The organism is Streptomyces sp. E-08 (assembly GCF_049913095.1).
Lineage (GTDB): Bacteria > Actinomycetota > Actinomycetes > Streptomycetales > Streptomycetaceae > Streptomyces.
In genome coordinates this window covers 2,747,980-2,771,189 of the sequence record NZ_CP183971.1, presented here as the reverse complement: position 1 = coordinate 2,771,189, position 23,210 = coordinate 2,747,980, and the positions used below count along the sequence as shown (strand labels likewise).

Sequence of the window (23,210 nt, the reverse complement as noted above, 5' to 3'; positions counted from 1 at the left end):
TCTTGTGATCCGACGCGACCCTCCCCGGCGGTGCCGCTCGCCACCCTCGACCGGCTCGTCCTCGACCTGGCGGCACTGCACGCCACGGACTCCGCCCTGCATCTCGGCGGCCTCGTCACCTTCGAAGGGGAACCCCCTGCACGTGCCGCGGTGTTGGCTCACCTGGCCGGTCGCGTCGGCCGGCTCCCGGAGCTCGCCCACCGCCTCGCGGGCGGCCCGGGACGGCCCCGCTGGGAGCCCGACCCCGGCTTCGACCCCGACCGTCACCTGCACGAGACGGCCGGAGGCGACGAGCCGTTGACGGTCGTCGCCGAGCTGCTGCGCCAACCCCTGCCGCGCGACCGCCCGTTGTGGGGGATCTGGCTCGTCCGCCGGGTGGGCGGCGGACGGTGGGGGCTCTGCTACCGGGCCCACCACGCCTTCCAGGACGGCGCCGCCGCCGTCGCGACCCTGGAGCGCCTCCTCGGCCCCGACGAGCCGCCGCGCGCCAGGGCGCTCACCTTCCGGCCGCCCCGGCCCGTGTCCTGGGCCGCGGTCCTCCCCGAGTTCCGGCCGGCGCGCCGCGTCACCTGGTGGCCGGCACTCGACGTCCCGCCCGCCCAGGCGTACGCCGCCTCCTTCGCGGACGTCGACACCGCCCGGCTGCACGCGCTCGGGCGGCTGACCGGGGCCACCGTCCCCCAGCTCTGCCTGGCACTGACGACCGAGGCCCTGCGCGCCTGGCACCCCGACAGCTGGGGACCCGGCGGCCCCGGCCAGGGCCGGGTGCTGCGCGCCAACCTCGGGATCGGCGTCCGCGACCCGGAGGACCCCCGCCCCCTGCTCGGCAACCGGGTCGCCGTCGCCGGGGTCGACCTGCCCTGCGGCGAGCCCGACCCGGCCCGGCGGCTCGCCCGCCTCGGACGCGCCCTCGACCACACCCGGCTCGCCCGCCTCGCTGACGCCCACCGGGTCGTCCTCGGCCGACTCCCCTACCGGATCGGCCGGTTGACGCTCCGGCACGGCATCGACCCCCGCCACACCCCCCTCACCGTCGCCGACCTGCGGGTCCGGCGGCCGCTCGGCTTCGCCGGAAACCCGGCGACCGGCGTCCACGCCCTGCCGATCATGACCCCGGGCCAGCCGCTCTTCGTCGCCTGGGTCACGCACCGCCGCCGCCTCCACGTCACCTTCCTCGCCGACCGCGCCCTCCCCGGCGCCGAACGGCTCCCCGAGGCCTGGGAATCGGCTCTCGCCGCACATGAACGGCGTGCGCGAGAAGGCGCGTTCGCGATGCCCTGCGGAGGGGCGGCCACGCGATGACCCGCCCGGCCGACCCGTCCCCCGTGTCCCCTCCGCGGTACGGGTGCGCCCCCGGGGGATGGCCGCTGCTCGGGCACCTGCCCCGACTGGTCTTCCGGCCGCTGGCCTTCCTCGACTCGCTGCCCGGTCACGGCGACGTGGTCCGGGTGCGGATGGGGACCCGGCTCGTCCACGTCGTGAGCCACCCCGAGCTCGTCCGCCGCGTCTTCACCGACCGCCGGTCCTTCGACCGGAGCGGTGTCCTGTACGAGAAGGTCCGCGCGCTCCTCGGCAACGGCCTCGCCACCTGCCCGAACGCCGAGCACCGCGACCAGCGGCGGGTCCTCCAGCCCGCCTTCCACCCCTCCCTCATGGACCGCTACGCCGCCGTGATGACGGCCGAGACCCAGGCCCTGACCGCGCGCTGGCGGCCCGGCGCGGTCGTGGACGTCACCGAGGAGGCGTTCCGGCTCACGACCGCCGTCGCCGTCCGCACCCTCTTCTCCGCCGGAATCACCCCGCGCGCGGCCGAGGAGCTGCGCGAGGCCCTCGAAGTGCTGCTGCGCGGGCTCTACACCCGGGTCGTGGCGCCCGCCGTCGACCGGGTCCCCTCCCCGGCCCGCCGCCGCTACCGCCGGGCCCTGGCCCGCTGGCGCACGGGCGTCGCCGCCATCGTCGCCGCGTACCGGGCGGCCGGGGTGGACCACGGCGACGCCCTCTCGCTGCTGCTCGCCTTCCGGGACGAGCGCGGCCGGGCGCTGTCGGACGCCGAACTCGGCGACCAGGTCGCCACCCTGGTCCTGGCCGGCGCCGAGACCACCTCCTCGGTCGTCGCCTGGGCCCTGCGCCTCCTGGCCGACCACCCCGGGGCCGCCGCCCGGCTGCACGCGGAGCTCGACGCGGTCCTCGCCGGGGGCCCGGTCACCCGGGCCGACCTGCCCCGGCTGCCGTACACCGCCGACGTGGTGCGCGAGGCCCTCCGCCTCTACCCGCCGGCCTGGGCGATCACCCGCACCACCACCCGCGGGACCGAGCTCGCGGGGATGCCGCTGCCGCCCGGGTCCATCGTGATCTGCTGCCTCTACCTGCTCCACCGGCGGCGCGAGCTCTTCCCGGAACCGGACCTCTTCGACCCGGGCCGGTGGGCGGCGGGGGAGGTGCCGCGGGACGCCTGGCTGCCGTTCGGGGTCGGTGCCGGCAAGTGCGTCGGCGACGCCTTCGGCACCGCCGAGGCCACCCTCGCGATCGCCGCGATCGCCTCCCGCTGGCACCTGACGCCGGTCGCCCCGCGCCCGCCCCGCCCGGTCCCGCGCCTCGTCCTCTCCCCGGGGCCCCAGCCGATGCGACTCGCGGAACGGACACCGGGGGCCGCCCGTTCATCGAATTGTAAGGAGCAGAAACCGTAATCGCTCCTATACTCGCTCCATGTCCGACATCAGCATCCGGCGCGCCACCGCCGACGACTCCAAGCGGCTCACCAGGCTCGTCCGGACCTCCGGTGCCTACCGCGGCGACTACGCCGCCATGGTCGAGGGCTACCAGGTCGGCGGTCCGTACATCGAGCACCACCCCGTCTACGTCGCCGTCGACGACGGCGACGACGGCCGCGTGCTCGGGTTCTACGCGCTCCTCGTCGACGAGGCCGAGCTCGACCTCGCGTTCGTCGCCGACGCCGCCCAGGGACTCGGCATAGGACGGCTCCTCATGGAGCACATGACCGAGCGGGCCCGGGCCGCCGGACTCCGCTCCGTGCGGGTCGTCGCGCACCCGCCCGCCGAGGAGTTCTACCTGCGCACCGGCGCCGTCCGCACCGGCACCGTGCCGCCCACCGGAAGCATCCACTGGGAGCGCCCCGAGCTGCGGTACGACGTCGCGTGACCGCCACCCAGGAACAGGACCGCCGCAAGGTCCTCGCCGACCTCACCCCGCTGCGCACCTCCGCGCACTACCGCCGCCTCTGGTTCGGGAACACCGTCTCCTGGGTCGGGCAGGGCATGACGGCGCTCGCCGTCTCCCTCCAGGTGTACGACATCACCCGCTCGCCCTTCTCCGTCGGGCTCGTCGGGCTCTGCTCCCTCGTCCCCCTCGTCGTCTTCGGCCTGTACGGCGGCGCCATCGCCGACACCGTCGACCGCCGCACACTCGGCCTCGCCAGCGCGAGCGGCTCCGCCGTGCTCTCCGTCGCCCTCGCCGCCGCCGCGTTCGCCGGCTTCCACCACGTCTGGTTCCTGTACGGGATCGTCGCCCTCCAGGCCATGTGCACCGCGCTCAACGCACCCGCCCGCTCCTCGATGATCCCCCGCCTCCTGCCGCCCGAGCAGCTGCGCGCCGCCAACGCGCTCAACTCGATGGTCATGACCTTCGGCACCCTCATAGGGCCGAGCCTCGGCGGCCTGATCGTCGGCTTCGCCGGCTACCAGACCGCATACCTCGTGGACGCCGTCGCCTTCACCGCGAGCCTCTACGCGATGTGGCGGCTGCCGTCCATGCTCCCCGAGCGGACCGGAGACAAGAGGGCCTCCGTCCTCGACGGGCTGCGGTTCCTCGCCACCCGCCCCAACCTGCGCATGACGTTCTTCTCGGACTTCTGCGCGATGATCCTCGCCCACCCCCGCGCCCTGTTCCCGGCCGTCGCCGTCCTCTGGTACGGCGGCGACGCCAAGACCACCGGACTCCTCGTCGCCGCGCCCGCGTTCGGGGCACTCCTCGGCGGGGTGCTGTCCGGCTGGCAGGGCCGCATCCGCCACCACGGGCAGGCGATCCTCCTCGCCGTCGCCGCCTGGGGCACCGCCATCGCCGTCTTCGGACTCACCCGGAACCTCTGGCTCGGGCTGCTCATGCTCGCCCTCGCCGGCTACTCCGACACCGTCTCGATGATCTTCCGGAACACGATGATGCAGGTCGCCGCCCCGGACGAGATGCGCGGCCGGCTCCAGGGCGTCTTCATCGTGGTCGTCGCCGGCGGGCCCCGCCTCGGCGACTTCCTCGCGGGCTCCGTCGCCGACCTCACCTCGCCGGCCGTCGCCGTCACCGGAGGAGGGATCGCCTGCGTCCTGGCGATCGGAATCCTCGCCCTGTACGGGCGCGGATTCCGCCGCTATGACGCCCTCGACCCGACTCCGTGACCATTCACCCCCGAACGGACCCTCCCGTCCTGGCGGTTGGCCGCCACGGCACATAACCGCCAGGAGCGACAGGGGTCAACACCCGCCCCACGGGCCAAGACTCCTCGCGGCACCCGGAAACACCCCCGACCCCGGGTCCGCGAGGAGTTCGAACGATGACGTCGAGGACCACACCCTTCGACAGAGGGAGGGCCGCGCTGATCGCCGCGGGCGTCTCCCTCGTGATGCTCTCGGCCGGGCAGACCGCCTCCGCCGCGAACACCGCACCCACCGTGCCGGACACCTTCAGGGCGTCCGCGACGAGCACCACCGTCACGCTCGTCACCGGCGACCGCGTCACCCTCACCGAACTCGGCGACGGGAACCGGACCGTCACCGTCGACCGGGCGAAGGGCGCCACCGGCGCGATACGCACCCGGACCGCGAACGGCCGCGTCACCGTCGTCCCCGACGAGGCCCGCCCCTACCTGGACTCCGGCGCGCTCGACCCGCGGCTCTTCGACGTCACCGGCCTCGTCGAGCAGGGCATCACCGGCGAACTCCCTCTGATCGTCAGCTACGGCGGGAAGGGCGCCCGCACCGCCGCCGCCCCGCGCGGCGCCGAGACCGTCCGCGCCCTGCCCAGCATCGGCGGCGCCGCCGTCACCGCCACCGACCCCGCCGCCTTCTGGCAGGGCTTCACCGCCCGCGGCACCGCTCGCGCCGCGGCCCCCGGCAAGGTCTGGCTCGACGGCCGCGTCAAGGCCGCCATGGCCGAGTCCAACGCCCAGATCGGCACCCCGAAGGCCTGGGAGGCCGGGCTCACCGGCAAGGGCGTCAAGGTCGCCGTCCTCGACACCGGCGCCGACCTCGGCCACCCCGACCTCGCGGGCCGGATCTCCGAGACCAAGTCCTTCATCGAGGGCCAGGAGGTCGCCGACCGCGGCGGCCACGGCACCCACGTCACCTCCACCGTCGGCGGATCCGGCGCCGCGAGCGACGGCAAGGAGAAGGGCGTCGCCCCCGGCGCCACCCTCGCCGTCGGCAAGGTCCTCAGCGACCAGGGCTCCGGCACCGAGTCGCAGATCATCGCCGGCATGGAGTGGGCCGCCAAGGACATCGACGCGAAGATCGTCTCGATGAGCCTCGGCTCCAGCGAACCCAGCGACGGCACCGACCCGATGGCCCAGGCCGTCAACACCCTCTCCGCCGAGACCGGCGCCCTCTTCGTCATCGCCGCGGGGAACTCCGGCTACCCCGGCTCCATCGGCTCGCCCGGCGCCGCCGACTCCGCGCTCACCGTCGGCGCCGTCGACTCCGCCGACCGCGCCGCCTACTTCACCAGCCAGGGCCCCCGCTACGGCGACCAGGCCCTCAAGCCCGACGTGTCGGCGCCCGGCGTGGACATCCTCGCCGCCCGCTCCCAGCTCGTCGCCGGCAGCGGCCTCTACACGACCATGAGCGGCACGTCGATGGCGACCCCGCACGTCGCCGGCGTCGCCGCGCTGCTCGCCGAGAAGCACCCCGACTGGACCGGCGCCCAGCTCAAGAACGCGCTCATGTCCTCGTCGAAGACCCTCGACGCCACCTCGTACGAGCTCGGCGCCGGCCGGGTCGACGTGGCCGCCGCGATCGCCGCGGACGTCACCGCCACCGGCTCCGCCGACCTCGGCTTCACCTCCTGGCCGTACGAGGAGAGCAAGCCGGTCACCAGGACCGTCACCTACACCAACTCCTCCGACGCCCCGGTCGAGCTGAACCTCGCCGTCGAGGGCATGCCCGCCGGCGTCGCCGCCCTCGCCGACACCGCCCTCACCGTCCCCGCCCACGGCTCGGCGTCCACCACCGTCACCGGCGACGGCACCAAGGCCCCCGTCGGCCAGTCCTCCGGCCGGATCACCGCCACCGTCGGCGGCGCGCCCGTCGCGCACACCGCCCTCGGCCTCGTGAAGGAGGAGGAGCGCTACACCCTCACCGTCCACGTCAAGGACCGCGACGGCGCCGCCACCCCCGCCTACCTCGGCGTGCAGCAGCTGACCCAGGGCGTGGACCCCTTCCCGGCCACGGTCGGCGAGTCCGGCACGCTCGAACTCCGCCTGAAGCCCGGCACGTACACCGTCGACACCTTCCTCGACGTGCGCGGCTCCCACGGCAAGGACTCCCTCGGCCTCGGCTTCCTCACCGCGCCGGAGATCACCCTCGACCGCGACCGCGAGATCACCCTCGACGGGCGGCAGCTGCGCGAGATCCGCGCCGAGGTCGAGAAGCGCACCGAGACCCGCCAGCTCCTCATGGAGTTCGACCGGAAGGCGAACGGCGCCTCCTACGGCGGAGCCGTCCAGGTCCCGCCGATGTACGACTCGGTCTTCGCCGCGCCCACCCGGAAGCCCGCCACCGGCACCTTCGAGTACCGGACCGTCTGGCGCCTCGGCAAGCCCATGATGGAGGCGAGCGTCGACGGCACCCGCCTCTCCGACGTCACGCCGCAGGCCGGCGCCACCCTCCTCGAAGGCGGTCACCGTCTCGGCCTCGTCGACGCGGGCACCGGCACCCCCGCCGAGTACACCGGCAAGAACGTCACCGGCAAGGCCGTCCTCGTCCGGCTGACCGAGGGCGCCGACCCGAAGCAGCTCGCCCAGAACGCCCAGGACGCGGGCGCCGAGGCCCTCTTCGTCACCGACGACCAGCCCGGCCGTCTGATGAAGTTCTTCGGCACCGCCGACTACGAGGACCGGCCGCTCGCCGTCGCCACCGTCAACACCGCCGACGCCCAGCGCCTCGCCACCGCCGCCGCCCGCGGCAAGCGCGTCGACCTGACCGGCACCCGCTTCACCCCGTACACCTACGACCTCTCCGAGGGACACCCCGGCGCGATCGGCAAGGACCTCGTCTTCCGGCCCGGCAAGGACGAACTCGCCACGATCGACTCCACGTTCCGCATGCCGACCAGGCGGAAGGAGCTCGGCGGCGAGTTCCGGTACTCGATCACCGACACCTTCCGGATCGGCTTCGGCTTCAAGGAGTGGATCGCCTTCCCGGCCGAGCGCACCGACTACGTCTCCACCGGCACCGGCCAGCGCTGGCACGAGTCCGTCGACCTCGGCGACTCCCTGGAGCAGCGCGGCGGCCAGTCCGTCTACCAGGGCGGCAGCCGCACGGACCTCGACTGGTTCGGCCCCGTCTGGCACCCCTGGCTGGGCACCGGCCTCGGCTGGGGCCAGCAGCGCACCGGCAACGACCTGCGCTTCAACACCCCCGGCTGGGGCGACTCCGGCACCGACCACACCGGCTTCGGCAACGTGTGGAGCGACGACACGATGACCCAGTACACCGAGGTGTACGTGAACGGCGTCCGTGTCGACCGCAAGAAGAGCTCCGGCGCCTACGCCTGGGACGCCCCGGCGGAGGAGGCCACGTACAAGGTCGTCACTGACACCGCGCTCGACGCGGACCGCTGGCGGCTCGGCACCAAGGGCCACAGCGAGTGGACGTTCCGCTCCGCCGAGACGCCCTCCGACAAGGTCACCTACCTGCCGATGCTCAACCTCGGCCTCGACGTCGACACCGACCTGAACGGCGACGTCCGCGCCGGCGGCAAGCTGCCCGTCGGGATCTCCGCCGAGTACGTGAAGGGCGCGGCCGGGACCGGCACGATCGGCACCGGCACCCTGGAGGTCTCCTACGACGAGGGCGCCACCTGGACGAAGGTCGCGCTCAAGAAGTCCTCGCACGGCGCCTCCTGGACCGGTGAGCTGCGGATCCCGAAGGGCGCGGGCTCCGTCTCGCTGCGGGCCGGGGCGAGCGACGACCGGGGCGGCTCCGTCACGCAGGAGCTGATCCGCGCGGTCGGCGTGAAGTAGCGGGCACGCGAGGCCGGGCCCCTCTGCTCCGAGGGGCCCGGCCTTCGTGCGTTCAACGGGCGTTCGGCAGCGCCTTCTTCAGGATCTTGCCCATGTCGTTGCGGGGGAGCGCGTCGAGATAGCGCACCACCCGGGGACGCTTGTGCGGGGCGAGCAGCCCCGCCACGTGGTCGGCGAGCTCCGCCTGCGCCGGCGGCCTCTCCCCGTCCTGCGGCACCACCCACGCCACGATCCGCTCGCCCAGGTCCGGGTCGGGCTCGCCGGTGACGGCCGCCTCCCGGACGCCCGGGTGGTCGAGGAGCGCGTTCTCGATCTCGCCCGCCCCGATCTTGTAGCCGCCGCTCTTGATGAGGTCGGTCGCCTTCCGGCCCACCAGACGCACCCCGCCGTCCGGCTCACGGACCGCCATGTCGCCCGTGCGGAACCAGTCGCCGTCGAAGGCCGCCGCGGTCGCCTCCGGCCGGTTCAGATAGCCGGAGAAGAGGTTCGGGCCGCGCACCTGCACCTCGCCGACGGACTCCCCGTCGAGCTCCTCGATCTCGGAGCCGTCCTCGTCCACGAGGCGCAGGTCCACACCCGCGAGCGGGAGCCCGACGGTTCCCGGACGCGGCTCCCCGCCCGGCACCACGCTCGTGTTCATCAGCGTCTCGGTCATCCCGTACCGCTCCACGACCGTCCGCCCCGTCGCCGCCGCGATCCGCTCGTGGTCGTGCACGGGAAGCGCGGCGGACCCGGAGACGAGGAGCCGGGCACCGGCCAGGGCCTCTCCGAGGCGGGCGTCCCCGTCGAGCGCGTCGGCGAGCCGGTGGTACATGGTCGGTACGCCGAACAGCATCGTGCCGCCGTTCTCCAGCTCCTCCGTGACCCCGTCCACCGAGAAGGAACCCAGGTGCCGGACCTCGCCGCCGCGCCGCAGCGGGCCCAGGATCCCGAGGACCAGGCCGTGGACGTGGAACAGCGGCAGCGCGTGCACGAGGACGTCGTCCGCCGTCCACGACCAGGCCCCGGCCAGCGCGTCGAGGGACGCGGCGACCGCCCGGCGGGACAGGAGGACGCCCTTCGGGGGGCCTGTGGTGCCGGAGGTGTAGACGATCAGGGCGGGCGACTCGGGGTCGACCGGCGCGGCCGCCTCACCGGACGCGGTGAGGTCCACGTCGATCCGGGGGAGCCCGGCGAGCCCGGCCGGCAGCGCGTCCTCCGGCCCCGCGAGCACCGCGTCGGGCGCGGAGTCGCCGAGGATGTGTGTCAACTCCCGCTCACCGGTGCGCGGATTGAGCGGTACGGCGGGCACGCCCGCGAGCAGGGCCCCCACCACGGCGACGGCCGTCCGGGCGGTCGGCGTGGCCCAGACGGCGACGCGCCGCGCCGCGCCGATCCGTCCGGCCAGGGCGCCGGCGGCCCGCGCGAGCTCCTCGTAGGTCAGGACGTCGGCGCCGAAGCGCAGGGCGGGGCGGTCGGACGGGTCCGTCAGGGCGGGGAAGAGCGCACTCACCGGTCGAACTCCTCGGGTCGTCGAGGGCAGGGGCTACCAGGAGGAATTCTGCCCGTGCCGCGGGGACGGCGCGGCCGACGGCCCGGGTCGGGGACGACTCCGCGCACTCCGCGGCGGGCGCGCGGCGACCACCGCGCACAGGACCGCGAGGGGGAGCTCCGCGCACACGGCCATGGCGACGGCGACGGCCAGTTCCGGGCCGGCGGCGGAGGTGGCGAGGTCGGCGCAGGCGTCCACGAGGAGGAGCGCCGCCGCCGCGGCCGCGGGCGCGCGGTGACGGCCGCCGCCCCGCAGCAGACGGCTGCCGGCGGTGAGCAGCGCGGCGGCCTCCAGGGCGTCGAGGGCGACCCAGGCGGCGGCCTCGGCGGGCGGGAGCGTACCGGCGAGATAGCCGAGCCAGGGCAGCAGGGCGAGGCCCGCACCCACGAGCACGAGGCCCTGCCGGCGGCGGGCGCGGCCGGGGCGGAGCTCGCCGTGCGCCGTGCCGCGCGCGGGGCGACTGCCGTCGGCGGCAACGGGGATGAAGGAGGCGAGGGTCATGGCGGAGGTCTCTTCCGGTGTCATGAACCCGGCCGTCGGGCTCGTGATCAACCCTCCGCTCGCCGCGCTCCGGAGTCAGTAACACCGGTGTCCGTCCTGGGGTGGTACTGGTTGCACCCCCGATGCGGACGACAGGTTCATGGCAGGCCGTCGGGACCGGCGCCTACGGTGGGGGGCATGAAGATCCGGACCCGGCTGCGGCGCGCGCTCACCCGCCTGACGCGCGACGCGTCCTTCCTCGCCCTGGGGGCGCCGCTCCATCTCCTCATGGTTTCCCTGCTGTCCGTGATCTTCGGCCTCCTGTGGGGGGTCATCGCGGGAGCGGACGACAGCGCGCCGATCGTCCTGGGGTTCGTGGTCGTGGTGACGGTGTTCTGCGTGCCGGCGCTGACCGTGGCTCAGTGCTGGCGTTTCCGGCGGCTGCTCGGCATCGACATCCCCCGCCCGGGATGGCGGCGGCCGTGGCGCCAGTTCGGCTACCACTCCCTGGCCGGGGCGCTGTTCGGCATGCTCGAAGCCGTGGTGGTGGCGCTGATCCCGGCCGGACTGGCCGTCTCCCTGACCTCGGTGTGGGTCTACGCGATCCCCTGGGAATGGCGGATCAAGCACCCCGGATACTCCACGCAGGCCGCCTTCCTCACCGTGACAGGACTGCTCGTGCTTGCCGCCGTCCCGTCCCTGGCCGCCGCCCTCGTACGCCTGGAGAGTCAGGTGGTCCCCACCCTGCTCGGGCGCAGCAGGGAGGAGGACCTGGCCCGGCGGGTCGAGGACCTCACCGAGAGCCGGGCCGGCGCGGTGGACGCCGCCGACGCCGAACGGCGGCGCATCGAACGGGACCTGCACGACGGAGCGCAGCAGCGACTCGTCTCGCTGGCGCTGAACCTGGGCATAGCCAAGGCCACCCTCGTGGACCTGCCGCCCGAGGCGCGCGAGGTGATCGACACGGCGCACCGGGAGGCGAAGGAGGCGATCGAGGAGCTGAGCAGCCTCGTGCGCGGCCTGCACCCCGCCGTCCTCGACGAACTCGGCCTGGACGCGGCCCTGTCGGGACTCGCGGCCCGCGCCCCGCTGACCGTACGGCTGAGGACGGACCTGCCGCGACGGCCGCCGCCGGCGATCGAGGCGGTCGCCTACTTCGTCGTCTCCGAGGCGTTGACGAACGTCGCCAAGCACGCACGCGAGGCGACCCGGGCCGATGTGACGGTCACCCGGCTGGGCGGGATACTACGGGTGGTGATCGAGGACGACGGCCTGGGCGGGGCCGACCCCGGCAAGGGAAGCGGCCTGACGGGGCTCGCCCAGCGTGTGCGGTCGGTCGACGGAACGTTCCGGATGAGCAGCCCGGTGGGGGGACCGACCATGATGAGCGTGGATCTGCCGTGTCAGAACTGAAGGGCGCGGGGCGCGAGGAGCGCGGTGTGCGGCGTGCGGTGATCGCCGAGGACTCCGTCCTGTTGCGGATGGGGCTGGTCAAGGTGGTCGAGATGGCCGGCTTCGAAGTGGCCGCCGAGGTGGGCGACGCCGAGGGCCTGCTCGCCGCGGTCGAGGAGCACCGGCCCGACCTGGCGGTGGTGGACGTCCGGATGCCGCCGGGCTTCACGGACGAGGGGGTGCGCGCCGCGCTGTCGATCCGCCGCAGCCGGCCGTCGATCGCCCTGCTGCTGCTCTCCCAGTACGTCGAGGAACGCTACGCGGCCGATCTGCTCGCCGCCAACACCAGCGGCGTGGGGTATCTGCTCAAGCAGCGGGTCGCGGACGTCGAGGAGTTCATCGAGGCGCTGCGGCGGGTCGCGGACGGTGGCACCGCGCTCGATCCGCAGGTCGTCGCCCAGCTGCTGGTACGGCGGTCGGACGATCCGCTGGAACGGCTGACGGCCCGCGAACGGGAGGTGCTCTCCCTCATGGCCGAGGGCCGCTCCAACGCGGGCATCGCCGCCCAGCTCGTCGTCAGCGAGAGCGCGGTCGCCAAGCACATCAACAGCATCCTCGCCAAACTCGACCTCCCCAGGGCGGACGCCGACCACCGCCGGGTCCTCGCCGTGCTGCGTTTCCTGGGAGTGGGCGCCTGAGGGCCTGGAAGGGACCTACGGCCGGCCCGCCGTGACCTCGGCGGGCTTCGGGTCCTGCGACTCGCCGTCCGGGCGGATCCCGCGCATCCGTCCGTACGCGTACACACACCCCGCCAGCGCCAGATCCGACAGCAGCATGAAGCCGATCGAGTACGAGCCCTTCGCGCTGTAGATCGCGCCCATCACCAGCGGCGGCAGGAACCCGCCGAGGCCGCCCATCGCGCCGACGATGCCGGTCACGCTGCCGACCTTGGCCTGGGGAGTGACCTGGGAGACCAGGGCGAAGACGGAGCCGCTCGCCGTGCCGAGCCCGGCGGCCATGATGAGCAGGGCGACCGTGCCGTCCGGGTTCAGCGGCGGGTCGAAGGCCTGGACGATCGCGAGGAGGGCGACCACCCCGAGGGCGGCGGAGGTCACGAGCGCCGGGTGGACGCGGTCCGAGAGCCAGCCGCCGATGGGCCGGCACACGACCGTGACCAGGGCGAAGCCGGCCGCCTTGGTGCCCGCGTCCGTCGGGTCGAGCTCGTACCAGGTCTTCAGGTACGTCGGCAGGTAGACGCCGAACGCGACGATGCCGCCGAACCCGATCGCGTACAGCGCCGACAGTTCCCACGTCACCCGCAGCCGCGCCGCCGAGCCGAGTCGGGTGGCGAGGGAGGCGGTGGGCACGGGCCGGTCCGGCCGGTCCGTGATGAGGAAGACGGCGAGCACCGCGTACGCGGCAAGGGCGATCGCGACCACGATGAACGGCAGGTTCTCGCCGTGCTTCGCGATCCGGGGCGTGAAGTATCCGGACAGCGCCACCCCGCCCATGCCCATGCCGAACACCCCGAGCGCGAGGCCGCGCTTGGAGGGCGGGAACCAGGAGTTGACCAGCGGGATGCCGATGGCGAACGTCGTGCCGCCGAGGCCGAGGAGGAAGCCGACGACCAGCATCAGGCCGTAGCTGTCCTTGGCCACGACCAGGAGCAGCACCGGGACGATCGTCAGCGCCGACACCAGCGGGAACATCAGCTTCGCCCCGTACCGGTCGGTCAGCGCCCCGGCCGGGATGCGGCCGACGGAGCCGACCAGCACGGGCACCGCCACCAGCAGCGACTGCTCGAAGGAGCTGAGGCCGAGCCGGTCGCCGTACCAGCTGGCGAGCGGCGCGATCAGGTCCCACGCCCAGAAGGTGAGCGTGAAGCCGATGGTGGCCATCACCAGGTTGCGGTAGGCCGCCGCTGTCGGGGGCTTGGTCTCGGTGGTCACGTCATCAGTCAAGGTCCGGGGGAGGGGCTCGGCGCGCCGAGTTGGGCCGTACGGGTCAGGGCCAGGTCACCGTGACCGGCGGAGCGGCGTCGTCCTCGACGCGCAGCCGCGCGCCGCCGTCCCCGGCCGACACCTCGACCGTGATCGCGCCGACCCCCGGCCGCCGGTGCGCCGCAGCGAGCGCCCCGCGCAGGACACCGAGGAGCCTCTCCGCCGTCGCCTCGTCGACGAGCGTGTCGACCGCTCCGGCGAAGTGCACGGACGGCTGGAAGCCGAGCAGGGCCGCGGCCCCGCCGGTCTCGCGCAGCACCCGTCCCCGGAAGGACGTGGGCGCGTCCGCCGGCGGCTGCTGGAGCGCGAAGATCGTCGTCCGGACCTCCTGGATCGTCGAGTCCAGTTCGTCCACGGCCCGGCCGAGCAGCGCGTTCTCTTCGGAGGAGCCGGCCGCCCGCCGCCGGGTGGACTCCAGCATCATCTCCGTGGCGAAGAGCCGCTGCACCACCAGGTCGTGCAGGTCCCGCGCGATCCGGTCGCGGTCCTCGAATACCGCGAGCCGCTCCCGGTCGTGCCGCGCGCCCGCGAGGACCAGCGCGAGCGCCGCCTGCGAGGCGAACTGCGAGGCGAGCAGCCGGTCCACCGCAGAGTAGGGCGGGCCGCCGCGCCGCCGGGGCAGGGCGAGGGTGCCGATGAGCTTCCCGCCGCTCTGCAGCGGCAGCATCATCGACGGGCCGAAGCGGGACCGTACGTGGGTGGTCATCCGGGGGTCGGTCGCCGAGTCCTCGACGAACACCGGCTCCCCGCCCAGGAGCTGGACCAGGACCGGGGAGCCGGGCGCGATCGTCGTGCCGACCAGGTCGCCCGGGTCGTCCGTGGTGGAGGCGGCGACGATCTCCATCCCGCCCTCCGCGGTGGGCTGGAGGACCACGCCGGCCGAGGCGCCGGCGAGGATGCGGGCCTGTTCGGCGACGGTCGTCAGGGCGTTCTCGGCGGTGGCGCCGGTGAGCAGGGCCGTGGTCACGGCGGCCGCGCCCTCGATCCAGCGCTCCCGCTGCCGGGCGGTCTCGTACAGGCGGGCGTTGCCGATGGCGATCCCGGCCTGGGAGGCGAGGACGCGGAGCAGGGCGAGGTCCTCCTCGGTGAAGCCGCCCGCGGGCTTCTCGGTGAGGTACAGATGGCCGAAGACCTCGGTGTGGACGCGGATCGGGACGCCGAGGAAGGTGCGCATCTCCGGGTGGCCCGCGGGCACGCCGCAGGAACGCGGGTCGGCCGTAAGGTCGTCGAGCCGCAGCGGCTGCGGGTCCTGGACCAGGACGCCGAGGAGCCCGGTGCGGCCGTCGGGGAGGCGGCCGATCCGCTGCCGCTCCTCCTCCGTCATGCCGGAGGTGAAGAGCTCGGTGAGGCGGTGGCGCTCGGGGTCGACGACCCCGAGCGCCCCGTAGCGGGCTCCGGTCAGCTCCGTGGCGGAGTCCACGATGTGCTGGAGCGTGGTGCGCAGTTCGAGGTCCGTGCCGACGCCGAGGACCGCTTCGAGCAGCATGGGCAGGCGGGGCGTTCCCGTGCCGTCGTCGGTGCCGGCGGCCTCGTCCATGATCGTCATGGTCTCATTGTCGTACGAATCATCCGGATTCGGCCGGTTCAGTCCTCGTCGTCGGCGAGCGGGTCCCGCTCCGCCAGCGGGTCGAGCACCATCGGCTGGACCTTGCCCTCCAGCATTGCGCCGAGACCCAGGACCGCGCACACGTCCGGCCGTTCGGCGATGTGCACCGGCATCCCGGTCGCCTCGCGCAGCATCTGGTCGAGGCCGGGCAGCAGGGCGCTGCCGCCCACCATCATGATCCCGCGGTCCGCGAGGTCGGCCACCAGGTCCGGCGGGCACTCCCGCAGCACCTTCCCGATGCCGTCGAGGACCGCCGTCAGCGGGGTGTGGATCGCCTCCCGTACGGCGGCGGTGTCGACGGTCACCGAACGGGCCAGCCCCGTGGCGACGTCCCGGCCGTGGATCTCCGTCCAGGCGGGCCCGTGCGTGGTCAGGCCGTTCCCGCTGAGGGCCAGTTGCAGCGGGCGCACCGACTGGCTCGGCAGCATCAGCTCGTGGTGGTGGCGCAGGTGCTGGATGACGGCGTGGTCGATGGCGTCGCCGCCGACCGGCATCCGCTCCGCCGTGACGATCGCGCCGAGCGACAGCACCGCGACCTGCGTGGTCGCCGCCCCGCACACCAGGATCATGGTCGCGGTCGGCTGTTCGACGGGAAGCCCGCAGCCCACGGCCGCCGCGATCAGGGTGTCGACGAGTTCGACCCGGCGCGCCCCGAGACCCACGAGGGTCTCCACGGCGGCGCGCTGCGCCAGCGGATCGCTGTCGTGCGGGGTGCAGGCGGCCGCGCGCAGCCGGGGCTTGCGGCGCAGCTGCCGGCGCAGCTTCTCGCCGAGGAGGTGACGGAGCATCCGCTGCGCCATGTCGATGTCGACGACCGTGCCGCCCGAGACCGGGCGGACGACCCGGATGTAGTCGGGGGTGCGGCCGGTCATCTTCTCGGCGAGGGCGCCGACGGCGATCAGCGCTCCGGTACGGGTGTTGACGGCGGCGACGCTCGGCTCGTCGACGACGAGTCCGGCGCCCTTGACGAAGACCCGGGTGCGGGCGGCACCCAGGTCGACGGCGACATGGCAACGACGCAGCTGCTCAAGGCTGACGGTCACGGCGGATCCTCCGGAGTGCGGTGCTGGCACGGGCGAGGCGGGTCGCGGCGATGCGCGGTCCTGTTCGCATCGTCCGGCCGTCCGGGGCTCGGCGCGCGTTGGGATGAGCCGCCCGGGGCGCCGGTGCGGGCGGTGTCGGAGGCCGCACTCCGGGTGAGGGGCCTTCCGGAGGCGATCCTTCCCGAAGCGGGAGAATCACGACGCACCGCCGACGACCTGCGGTTTCCACACAGGATCCTCACGTCTGTGCCTACCTGACGCCGCACCGGGCCGCATAGCCTGCGGGCCCCATGGACTACTGCCAAGCGTGCCGGCGGCATCTCAACGGGGCCCTCGCCTGTGCCGGGTGCGGGACTCCCGTCGAGGAACTGCGGTACGAGACCCCCCACGTACCGGTCCACACCCCGGACCACAGCTACGGCGAGCCCGACCGGCCCGCGGCGTACGGCGAGCCGGACCGGCCCGCGATCTACGACGAGCGGCCGGCGGGTCCCGGCGTGCCCGACGGGCCCGAGGCCCATGACGGGCCGGGCCGGGCCGCGCCCGAGCACGTCTACGAACTGGACGTCCTCGAACCGCCGCGCCCCGCGCCCGGCGGGCGCCGTGCCGCCCGCGTGGCCGCGCAGGACCGCGCCGGCCGGGGCCGCTCCGCCGCGCGGCGGGGGAAGAGGTCGCGCAAGCGCGGGGGCCGTACGGTCCTGGTGGGGACGGTGGGACTGGTCCTCGCGGCCGGGACGCTGTCCCTGGCGCGGCTCGCCCTGGAGGAGCCGCCGCCGAACGGCGCCGCCACGGCCGTGGAGGAGCTGGAGGCCACCGCGTCCCCGCTCTCGCCGGCGCCCGTCGAGACCTCCGAGACGCCGGAGGGGGCGAGCCCGGTCCCGGAGTCGGGCGCGCCGAGCGCCGTCCCCACGCGCCCCCGTCAGGTGAGCACGGGCTCCGGCCCGGGCCGGGGTACGGGCTCGGGCTCGGGCTCGGGATCCGGTACGCGCCCCGGCGCGGGCACAGGGTCCGGTCCGGGTACCGGCACCGGTCAGGGCGGTGACGGCGGCCCGACCTCCGCGCCGACGACCACCGGCCCGGCCTCGCCGTCCGCCTCGCCCACCGCCACCGTCTCCCCGACGGCGAGCGGTCCGACGCCGACCGGCCCGGGGACGCCCGGCGGACCCGCGCCCACGGCCACCGGTCCCACGCCGAGCCAGACCCCGACGCCCGATCCGACGCCGACGTGCACCCGATTCCTCTGGTGGTGCGTGTAGGCGTTACGCCGGGTCCGTGCCCAGCATCCGCTTCAGCAGGTCCCGCAGCAGGGTCCGCTCGGCCTCGGTCAGCTCGCCCAGCGGCTCGCGTGCGAAGTCCAGGGACTCGCGCAGCCGGCGGGCGGTGTCCCGGCCCTCGTCCGTGGGGACGGCCAGCTTGACCCGCCGGTCGTCCGGGTCGGGCCGCCGCTCGACCAGGCCGCGGGCCTCCAGGCGGTCGACGATCCCGGTGATGTTGGACGGCTCGCACTTCAGCTTCTGGGCGATGCGGCGCATCGGCAGCGGATCGAGCGAGAGCAGGCCGAGGACGCGGGCCTGTGCGCCGGTCAGCGCGTGCTGCGCGGCCGCCTGCTCGTACTCCTCGTAGTAGCGCGCCACGACCGTGCCGATCAGCTCGACGACTTCGAGGGTCAGGGGGTCCGTGCGTGAGGTGGCCATGGGCTCCATCCTACCCAGATGCTTGACAGCATGAAATATCCAGGCGCATGGTTGTTTCAGTCAGTGAATCTTTTGCGATGTCAAGCTTTCCCCGGAGGCCTTGCTCATGTCCGTTCTTCCCGCGTCCAGCCGTGAGTGGCACCTCGTCTCCCGTCCGCACGGCTGGCCCGTCCCGGCGGACTTCGCCCTGCGCGAGACCCCGGTCGCCGAGCCCGCCGAGGGCCGCGTCCTCGTGCGCAACCTGCACTTCTCCGTCGACCCCTACATGAGGGGAAGGATGAACGACGTGAAGTCGTACATCCCGCCCTTCAAGCTGGACCACCCGATGGACGGCGGCGCGGTCGGCGAGGTCATCGCCTCGAACGCCGAGGGCTTCGCCGTCGGCGACCACGTCCTGCACGGCCTCGGCTGGCGCGAGTACGCCGAGGTCCCGGCCCAGCACGCCACCAAGGTCGACCCCGAGCTCGCCCCCCTCTCCGCGTACCTCGGCGTGCTCGGCATGACCGGCCTCACCGCCTACGCCGGCCTCTTCGAGGTCGCCTCCTTCAAGGAGGGCGACGCCGTCTTCGTCTCCGGCGCGGCCGGCGCCGTCGGCAGCCAGGTCGGCCAGATGGCCCGGCTCAAGGGTGCCTCCCGCGTCATCGGCTCCGCCGGCTCCGACGAGAAGGTCAAGTTCCTCGTCGAGGAGCTCGGCTTCGACGCCGCCTTCAACTACAAGAACGGCCCGGTCAGGGACCAGCTCCGCGAGGCCGCCCCGGACGGCATCGACGTCTACTTCGACAACGTCGGCGGGGACCACCTCGAAGCCGCGATCTCCTCGCTCAACGTGCACGGCCGCGCCACCATCTGCGGCATGATCGCCCAGTACAACGACACCGAGCCGGTCCCGGGCCCGCGCAACATGGCCATGATCATCGGTAAGCGGCTGCGGCTCCAGGGCGTCCTCGTCGGCGACCACTACGGCCTGCAGAACCAGTTCGTCCAGGAGGTCGGCGGCTGGCTCGCCTCGGGCGAGCTGAAGCACCGCGAGACCTTCGTCGAGGGCATCGAGAACGGCGTGGACGCCTTCCTCGGCCTGCTGCGCGGCGACAACACCGGAAAGATGATCGTCTCGGCGACCCGCTAGTCTTCCCTCAGCCGTCGCGATCGTGGGCGCGAGTCGCGGCGAACCGCAGAAGGAAGTACCCAGCATGTCCATCCAGCAGTCCGACGTTCTCTACACCGCCGTCGCCACCGCCGAGAACGGCCGTGACGGGCGCGTCGCCACCGAGGACGGTCAGCTCGACGTCGTCGTGAACCCGCCCAAGGCCATGGGCGGCTCCGGCGCGGGCACCAACCCCGAGCAGCTCTTCGCGGCCGGCTACAGCGCCTGCTTCCAGGGCGCGCTCGGCGTCGTCGCCCGCAACGAGAACGCCGACATCTCGGGCTCGACGGTCACCGCCGAGGTCGGCATCGGCAAGAACGACGACGGCTTCGGCATCATCGTCAAGATCTCGGCGACCATCCCGAACGTGGACGCCGAGACCGCCAAGAGCCTGATCGAGAAGGCCCACCAGGTCTGCCCGTACTCCAAGGCGACCCGCGGCAACATCACGGTCGAGCTCGCCGTCTGATCCCGGACGCGCACCGCACGAGGGCCGCACCCCGACCGACCGGGGCGCGGTCCTCGTCGCGTCCGGACGGGCTTGCGGCATCATGTCCGTGTCGGTGGACGGGGGGAGCGCGGTCGTGGCGTACGACGGGTCGGAAAAGGTCGATCCCGAGCTGATCGGCGGGCGGTACCGGCTGGGCGAACGGCTCGGCCAGGGCGGCATGGGCATCGTCCGGCGGGCCACCGACGAGCTGCTCGGACGCCAGGTCGCGGTCAAGACCCTCGCGCTCGACTCCGGCGCCGACCCGGCAAGCGCCCTGCGGGAGGCCAGGGTCGTCGCGCAGGTCCGCCACCCCCATGTGATCGTCGTCCACGACGTCGTCGAGCACGAGGGCCGGCCCGCCCTGGTGATGGAGCTCGTCGAGGGCGGCTCCCTCGCCGACCGGCTGGCCGCCGGCGAGGTGTTCTCCCCCCGGGAGGCCGCCCGGCTCGGACTCGACCTGCTCGACGCGCTGACCGCCGCCCACGCCCGTGACGTGCTGCACCGGGACGTGAAGCCCGCCAACGTCCTCCTGGAGAAGGACAGCGGCAGGGCGGTCCTCACCGACTTCGGCATCGCCAGCCTCCCCGACGCCACCACGCTCAGCAGGACCGGGGCCTTCATCGGCACCCCGGAGTACACGGCGCCGGAGCGGATGCAGGGCGGCGACGCGGGGCCCGCCTCCGACCTGTGGTCGCTCGGCGCGGTCCTGTGCGCGGCGGCGACGGGCACCTCGCCCTTCCGCCGGGACTCGATCGGCGCCGTCCTGCACGCGATCGTGTACGAGGAGATCCGGCCGTCCGCGCGCATGGGACCCCTCGTGCCCGTCGTCCGGGGCCTGCTCGAACGGGATCCGGAGCTGCGCCTCGGGGCCGCCGAGGCACGCCGGCTGCTCGCCGCGTGCGCGGCGGGGGAGGACCCGGCGGCCCTCACCCCCCTCCCGACCCTGCGCGAGGACGCCCTGCCCGCCGCCGCCCCGGCGCCGGCGGGTGCGGACACGACCGCCGGGGGCCGGGGGAGCGGCCGCCGGCGAGCGGGGGCGCTGCCGTTCGTGACGGCCGCCGTCGCGGTCTGCGCGGCGGCGGCCACGGTGGCGGTACTGCTCGCGATGCAGGACGAGCCGCCGGCGGGGACGCCCGGCGCGACCGGCACCGGCTCCACGGCGACGTCGGCCCCGGCGACCACCCCTCCCCGAACCCCGGTCTCCGGGCCGGGGCAGCCGGTGTCCCGGCAGGTCACCGACGAGAGCGGCTTCACCCTGCTCGTCCCCTACGGGGCGATCCGCTCGACCGACGGCGAGCGGGTCGTCTACACCTCGCCCGACGGAGCCGTCCGGGTCGGGGTGCGGATCCGGCCGGTCCCGCCCGGCGGGGCGATCGGGGTGATGCGCGCCTCCGCAGAGGACGGTCCGAAGACCAACCCGGGGTACCGCGACGCCAGGGCCGAGGAGACGACGCACCGGGGGCTGCCCGCCGCCCGCTGGGAGTTCACCTGGGACGGCTTCACCCGCGCCGAGGGGGCCCGGCACACCTTCGACATCGCCTGGGAGGAGGACGGGACCCTGTACGACGTGTGGGTGTCCGCCCCGGTGAGCCGCCTGGAGGAGGCCCGGACCCGCTTCGGGGCGACCGTGGAATCCTTCCGCGCGACCGGCGGTTAGGGTGACCTCCATGCGTGATCTCGGGGTGGGTTTCAAGTACCTGTTGCAGGGCCAGAAGTGGGTGGGCCGGCACGGACGGTGGTTCGGCTTCGGGCTGCTGCCCGGGCTCGTGACGCTCGTCCTCTACGCGGCGGCGCTCGTCGGCCTCGGTTACGGCGCCGACGACCTGGCCGCGTGGGCGACGCCGTTCGCCGACGACTGGACCTCGCCCTGGCTCGGGATCTTCCGCGGCACCCTGACCGCCCTCGTCTTCGCCTTCGGCCTCTTCCTCGCGGTCATCACCTTCACCGCCGTCACCCTCCTCGTCGGCCAGCCCTTCTACGAGTCGCTCTCCGAGGAGGTCGACCGCAGCCAGGGCGGCGAGGTGCCCGAGTCGGGCCTTCCGCTCCTGCGCGAGCTGTGGATCTCGGCCCGTGACAGCCTGCGGATCCTGCTGCGGGTCGCGCTCTACGGCATCCTGCTCTTCGCCTGCGGGTTCATCCCCGTCGTCGGCCAGACCGTCGTCCCCGCCATCGGCTTCTGCGTCTCCGGCTTCTTCCTCACCGAGGAGCTGACGGCCGTCGCGCTCCAGCGCCGGGGCGTCGAGCTCAAGGAGCGGCTGCGGCTGCTCCGCGGGCGCCGGATGGCCGTCCTGGGCTTCGGCGTCCCGCTGACGCTCGCCTTCCTGATCCCCTTCGTGGCCGTCTTCCTCATGCCGGGAGCGGTCGCCGGAGCCACCCTGATGGTCCGTGACCTGCGCGGCGAGACGGCCGACGGCGAGGCGGACGGGGACGACGAGCACGACCGGAACGGCGGCGGCCTTCCCTCCGCGGGTGACGGGCGGGAGGCGCACCACCTCTCCCGCTGAGCCCGCTCAGCCCTCCAGGACCGGGTGCAGTTCCGGCCGCGCGTCCCACCACACCCGGTGGAAGGCGTTGTTGCCGACGTTCGCCAGATAGGCGCGGGCCGCCGCCCCGTACAGCAGCTCCGCCTGCGGGGCGGGGACCGCCGCCCGGTTCCAGGCGAGCCGGATCCGTCCCGTCACCGGGTCGCCCTCCAGGGGGCGCAGCACCGTGCCCTCCGCCGCCGGGGCCGTCGGCTGGCTCATCGAGATCGCCCGGCCCGACGCGATCAGGTCGTAGTGCATCTTGCGGTCCGCGACCCGGTGCCGGAGCGAGGGCGTGAACCCGGCCTTCTCACAGGCCGCGACCAGCGCCTCGGGGCCGCCGTCGTCGTCCTCCACCAGCGTCATCCAGGACTCGTCCGCCAGCTCGGCGAGCGCGATCCGCTCCCGGCCCGCCAGCGGGTGCGCCGCCGAGAGACGCACGCAGAACGGCTCCTTGGGGACGAGGGTGCGGGCCATCGTCCCCTCCGGCAGCGGCACCTCGTGGTCGTTGACCTCCCCGTACAGCACGGCGTCGTACCGTCCGGCGCCGAGCTGCCGGGTCAGTGTCGTCGCCGAGTGCTCCACGGTGACGGCGATCTCCTGCCCCGCCACGACCCGCTCCAGCTCCCCGAGCAGCCGGTCGACGAGGACGAGCAGGATGCAGCCGAGGCGCAGCGGGGTGTGCGGGGCGACGGCCCGCGCCCCGGCGGCCAGCGCGTCCATCTCGCCGAGCACGAGCCGCGCCTTGGAGAGCACGAACTCGCCGAGCGGGGTGGGCTCCACGCCGTGCCGGCCGCGCAGGAACAGCTCCCCGCCGGCGACCCGCTCGATGCGGCGGAGCTGCGCCGAGAGGGCCGGCTGAGAGACCCCGAGCCGCCCGGCGGCCCGCCCCAGGCTGCCCGCCTCCGCTATCCGGCAGACGGCCTCAAGATGCCTCAACTCCAGCTGCATCTCAGCAGCGTACGCAGCGGCGCACGGGCGCACCATAACCCGCGTCTTATGCCGCGTGAGATGTCCCGAACTGGCCATGTCCACGCCCATACTCGGCGCGACGATCCGTCTC

General features: G+C 74.1%; 19 protein-coding genes. 12 read left to right on the top strand and 7 right to left on the bottom strand.

Annotation, left to right across the window (positions count from 1 at the left end; genetic code table 11):
- Positions 1-30: 30 nt before the first annotated feature.
- From ACN9MM_RS12670 to ACN9MM_RS12650, 5 genes are all read left to right on the top strand, one after another.
- Positions 31-1,302 carry a wax ester/triacylglycerol synthase domain-containing protein gene (locus tag ACN9MM_RS12670; protein WP_426363724.1) on the top strand — a complete coding sequence of 424 codons (1,272 nt, stop codon included), beginning with the start codon at positions 31-33 and terminating at the stop codon, positions 1,300-1,302.
- Positions 1,299-2,687: a cytochrome P450 gene (locus ACN9MM_RS12665; RefSeq protein WP_426363723.1), complete on the top strand. Its 1,389-nt coding sequence runs from the start codon at positions 1,299-1,301 to the stop codon at positions 2,685-2,687. Before ACN9MM_RS12670 ends, ACN9MM_RS12665 begins: the two co-directional genes overlap by 4 nt.
- 19 nt (positions 2,688-2,706) lie before the next feature.
- The gene (locus tag ACN9MM_RS12660) at positions 2,707-3,159 is read left to right on the top strand and encodes a GNAT family N-acetyltransferase (RefSeq protein ID WP_426363722.1); all 453 of its coding nucleotides are present in this window, start codon (positions 2,707-2,709) and stop codon (positions 3,157-3,159) included.
- A complete protein-coding gene (locus ACN9MM_RS12655) occupies positions 3,156-4,406 on the top strand; it encodes an MFS transporter (RefSeq protein ID WP_426363721.1) in 1,251 nt (416 codons plus the stop codon). The genes ACN9MM_RS12660 and ACN9MM_RS12655 overlap by 4 nt, the downstream gene beginning before the upstream one ends.
- A 155-nt stretch (positions 4,407-4,561) precedes the next feature.
- The gene (locus ACN9MM_RS12650; RefSeq protein ID WP_426363720.1) at positions 4,562-8,245 is read left to right on the top strand and encodes a S8 family serine peptidase; all 3,684 of its coding nucleotides are present in this window, start codon (positions 4,562-4,564) and stop codon (positions 8,243-8,245) included.
- Positions 8,246-8,297: 52 nt separating this feature from the next.
- Here the strand turns inward: ACN9MM_RS12650 and ACN9MM_RS12645 are convergent, their stop codons facing one another.
- Positions 8,298-9,737 (bottom strand): acyl-CoA synthetase, encoded by a 1,440-nt coding sequence (locus tag ACN9MM_RS12645; protein WP_426363719.1) that lies wholly within the window; start codon positions 9,735-9,737, stop codon positions 8,298-8,300.
- A gap of 33 nt (positions 9,738-9,770) precedes the next feature.
- Positions 9,771-10,301, bottom strand: a complete 531-nt coding sequence (locus tag ACN9MM_RS12640) for a hypothetical protein (protein WP_426363718.1) — start codon at positions 10,299-10,301, stop codon at positions 9,771-9,773.
- Positions 10,302-10,454: 153 nt separating this feature from the next.
- On the opposite strand from ACN9MM_RS12640, the gene ACN9MM_RS12635 reads away from it, so the two are divergent.
- Positions 10,455-11,669, top strand: coding sequence for a sensor histidine kinase (locus tag ACN9MM_RS12635; RefSeq protein WP_426363717.1), 1,215 nt, complete (start codon positions 10,455-10,457; stop codon positions 11,667-11,669).
- 38 nt (positions 11,670-11,707) lie between these two features.
- Positions 11,708-12,346, top strand: a complete 639-nt coding sequence (locus ACN9MM_RS12630; protein ID WP_365218350.1) for a response regulator transcription factor — start codon at positions 11,708-11,710, stop codon at positions 12,344-12,346.
- A gap of 15 nt (positions 12,347-12,361) precedes the next feature.
- Here ACN9MM_RS12630 and ACN9MM_RS12625 read toward each other — a convergent pair whose 3' ends face one another.
- From ACN9MM_RS12625 to ACN9MM_RS12615, 3 genes are all read right to left on the bottom strand, one after another.
- The gene (locus ACN9MM_RS12625; protein ID WP_426368728.1) at positions 12,362-13,546 is read right to left on the bottom strand and encodes a nitrate/nitrite transporter; all 1,185 of its coding nucleotides are present in this window, start codon (positions 13,544-13,546) and stop codon (positions 12,362-12,364) included.
- A gap of 106 nt (positions 13,547-13,652) precedes the next feature.
- Complete coding sequence (locus ACN9MM_RS12620) at positions 13,653-15,194, bottom strand: GAF domain-containing protein (protein ID WP_426363716.1); 1,542 nt, start codon at positions 15,192-15,194, stop codon at positions 13,653-13,655.
- A 38-nt stretch (positions 15,195-15,232) separates the two neighbouring features.
- Positions 15,233-16,297: a rod shape-determining protein gene (locus tag ACN9MM_RS12615; RefSeq protein ID WP_426363715.1), complete on the bottom strand. Its 1,065-nt coding sequence runs from the start codon at positions 16,295-16,297 to the stop codon at positions 15,233-15,235.
- A 290-nt stretch (positions 16,298-16,587) separates the two neighbouring features.
- Between ACN9MM_RS12615 and ACN9MM_RS12610 the strand changes: the two genes are divergently transcribed.
- On the top strand, positions 16,588-17,553 hold the full coding sequence (locus ACN9MM_RS12610; RefSeq protein WP_426363714.1) for an SCO2400 family protein: 966 nt from the start codon (positions 16,588-16,590) through the stop codon (positions 17,551-17,553).
- Between the two features lie 3 nt (positions 17,554-17,556).
- On the opposite strand, the gene ACN9MM_RS12605 is transcribed toward ACN9MM_RS12610, so the two are convergent.
- A complete protein-coding gene (locus ACN9MM_RS12605) occupies positions 17,557-17,991 on the bottom strand; it encodes a MarR family winged helix-turn-helix transcriptional regulator (protein ID WP_426363713.1) in 435 nt (144 codons plus the stop codon).
- A gap of 106 nt (positions 17,992-18,097) precedes the next feature.
- Here ACN9MM_RS12605 and ACN9MM_RS12600 point away from each other — a divergent pair, with 106 nt between their 5' ends.
- From ACN9MM_RS12600 to ACN9MM_RS12585, 4 genes are all read left to right on the top strand, one after another.
- Positions 18,098-19,117: an NADP-dependent oxidoreductase gene (locus tag ACN9MM_RS12600; protein WP_426363712.1), complete on the top strand. Its 1,020-nt coding sequence runs from the start codon at positions 18,098-18,100 to the stop codon at positions 19,115-19,117.
- Between the two features lie 64 nt (positions 19,118-19,181).
- Positions 19,182-19,604, top strand: a complete 423-nt coding sequence (locus tag ACN9MM_RS12595; protein WP_426363711.1) for an organic hydroperoxide resistance protein — start codon at positions 19,182-19,184, stop codon at positions 19,602-19,604.
- Between the two features lie 115 nt (positions 19,605-19,719).
- Positions 19,720-21,282, top strand: a complete 1,563-nt coding sequence (locus ACN9MM_RS12590) for a serine/threonine-protein kinase (protein ID WP_426363710.1) — start codon at positions 19,720-19,722, stop codon at positions 21,280-21,282.
- 10 nt (positions 21,283-21,292) lie between these two features.
- The gene (locus ACN9MM_RS12585; RefSeq protein ID WP_426363708.1) at positions 21,293-22,129 is read left to right on the top strand and encodes an EI24 domain-containing protein; all 837 of its coding nucleotides are present in this window, start codon (positions 21,293-21,295) and stop codon (positions 22,127-22,129) included.
- A 6-nt stretch (positions 22,130-22,135) separates the two neighbouring features.
- Here the strand turns inward: ACN9MM_RS12585 and ACN9MM_RS12580 are convergent, their stop codons facing one another.
- The gene (locus ACN9MM_RS12580) at positions 22,136-23,098 is read right to left on the bottom strand and encodes a LysR family transcriptional regulator (RefSeq protein ID WP_426363707.1); all 963 of its coding nucleotides are present in this window, start codon (positions 23,096-23,098) and stop codon (positions 22,136-22,138) included.
- Between the last annotated feature and the right edge of the window lie 112 nt (positions 23,099-23,210).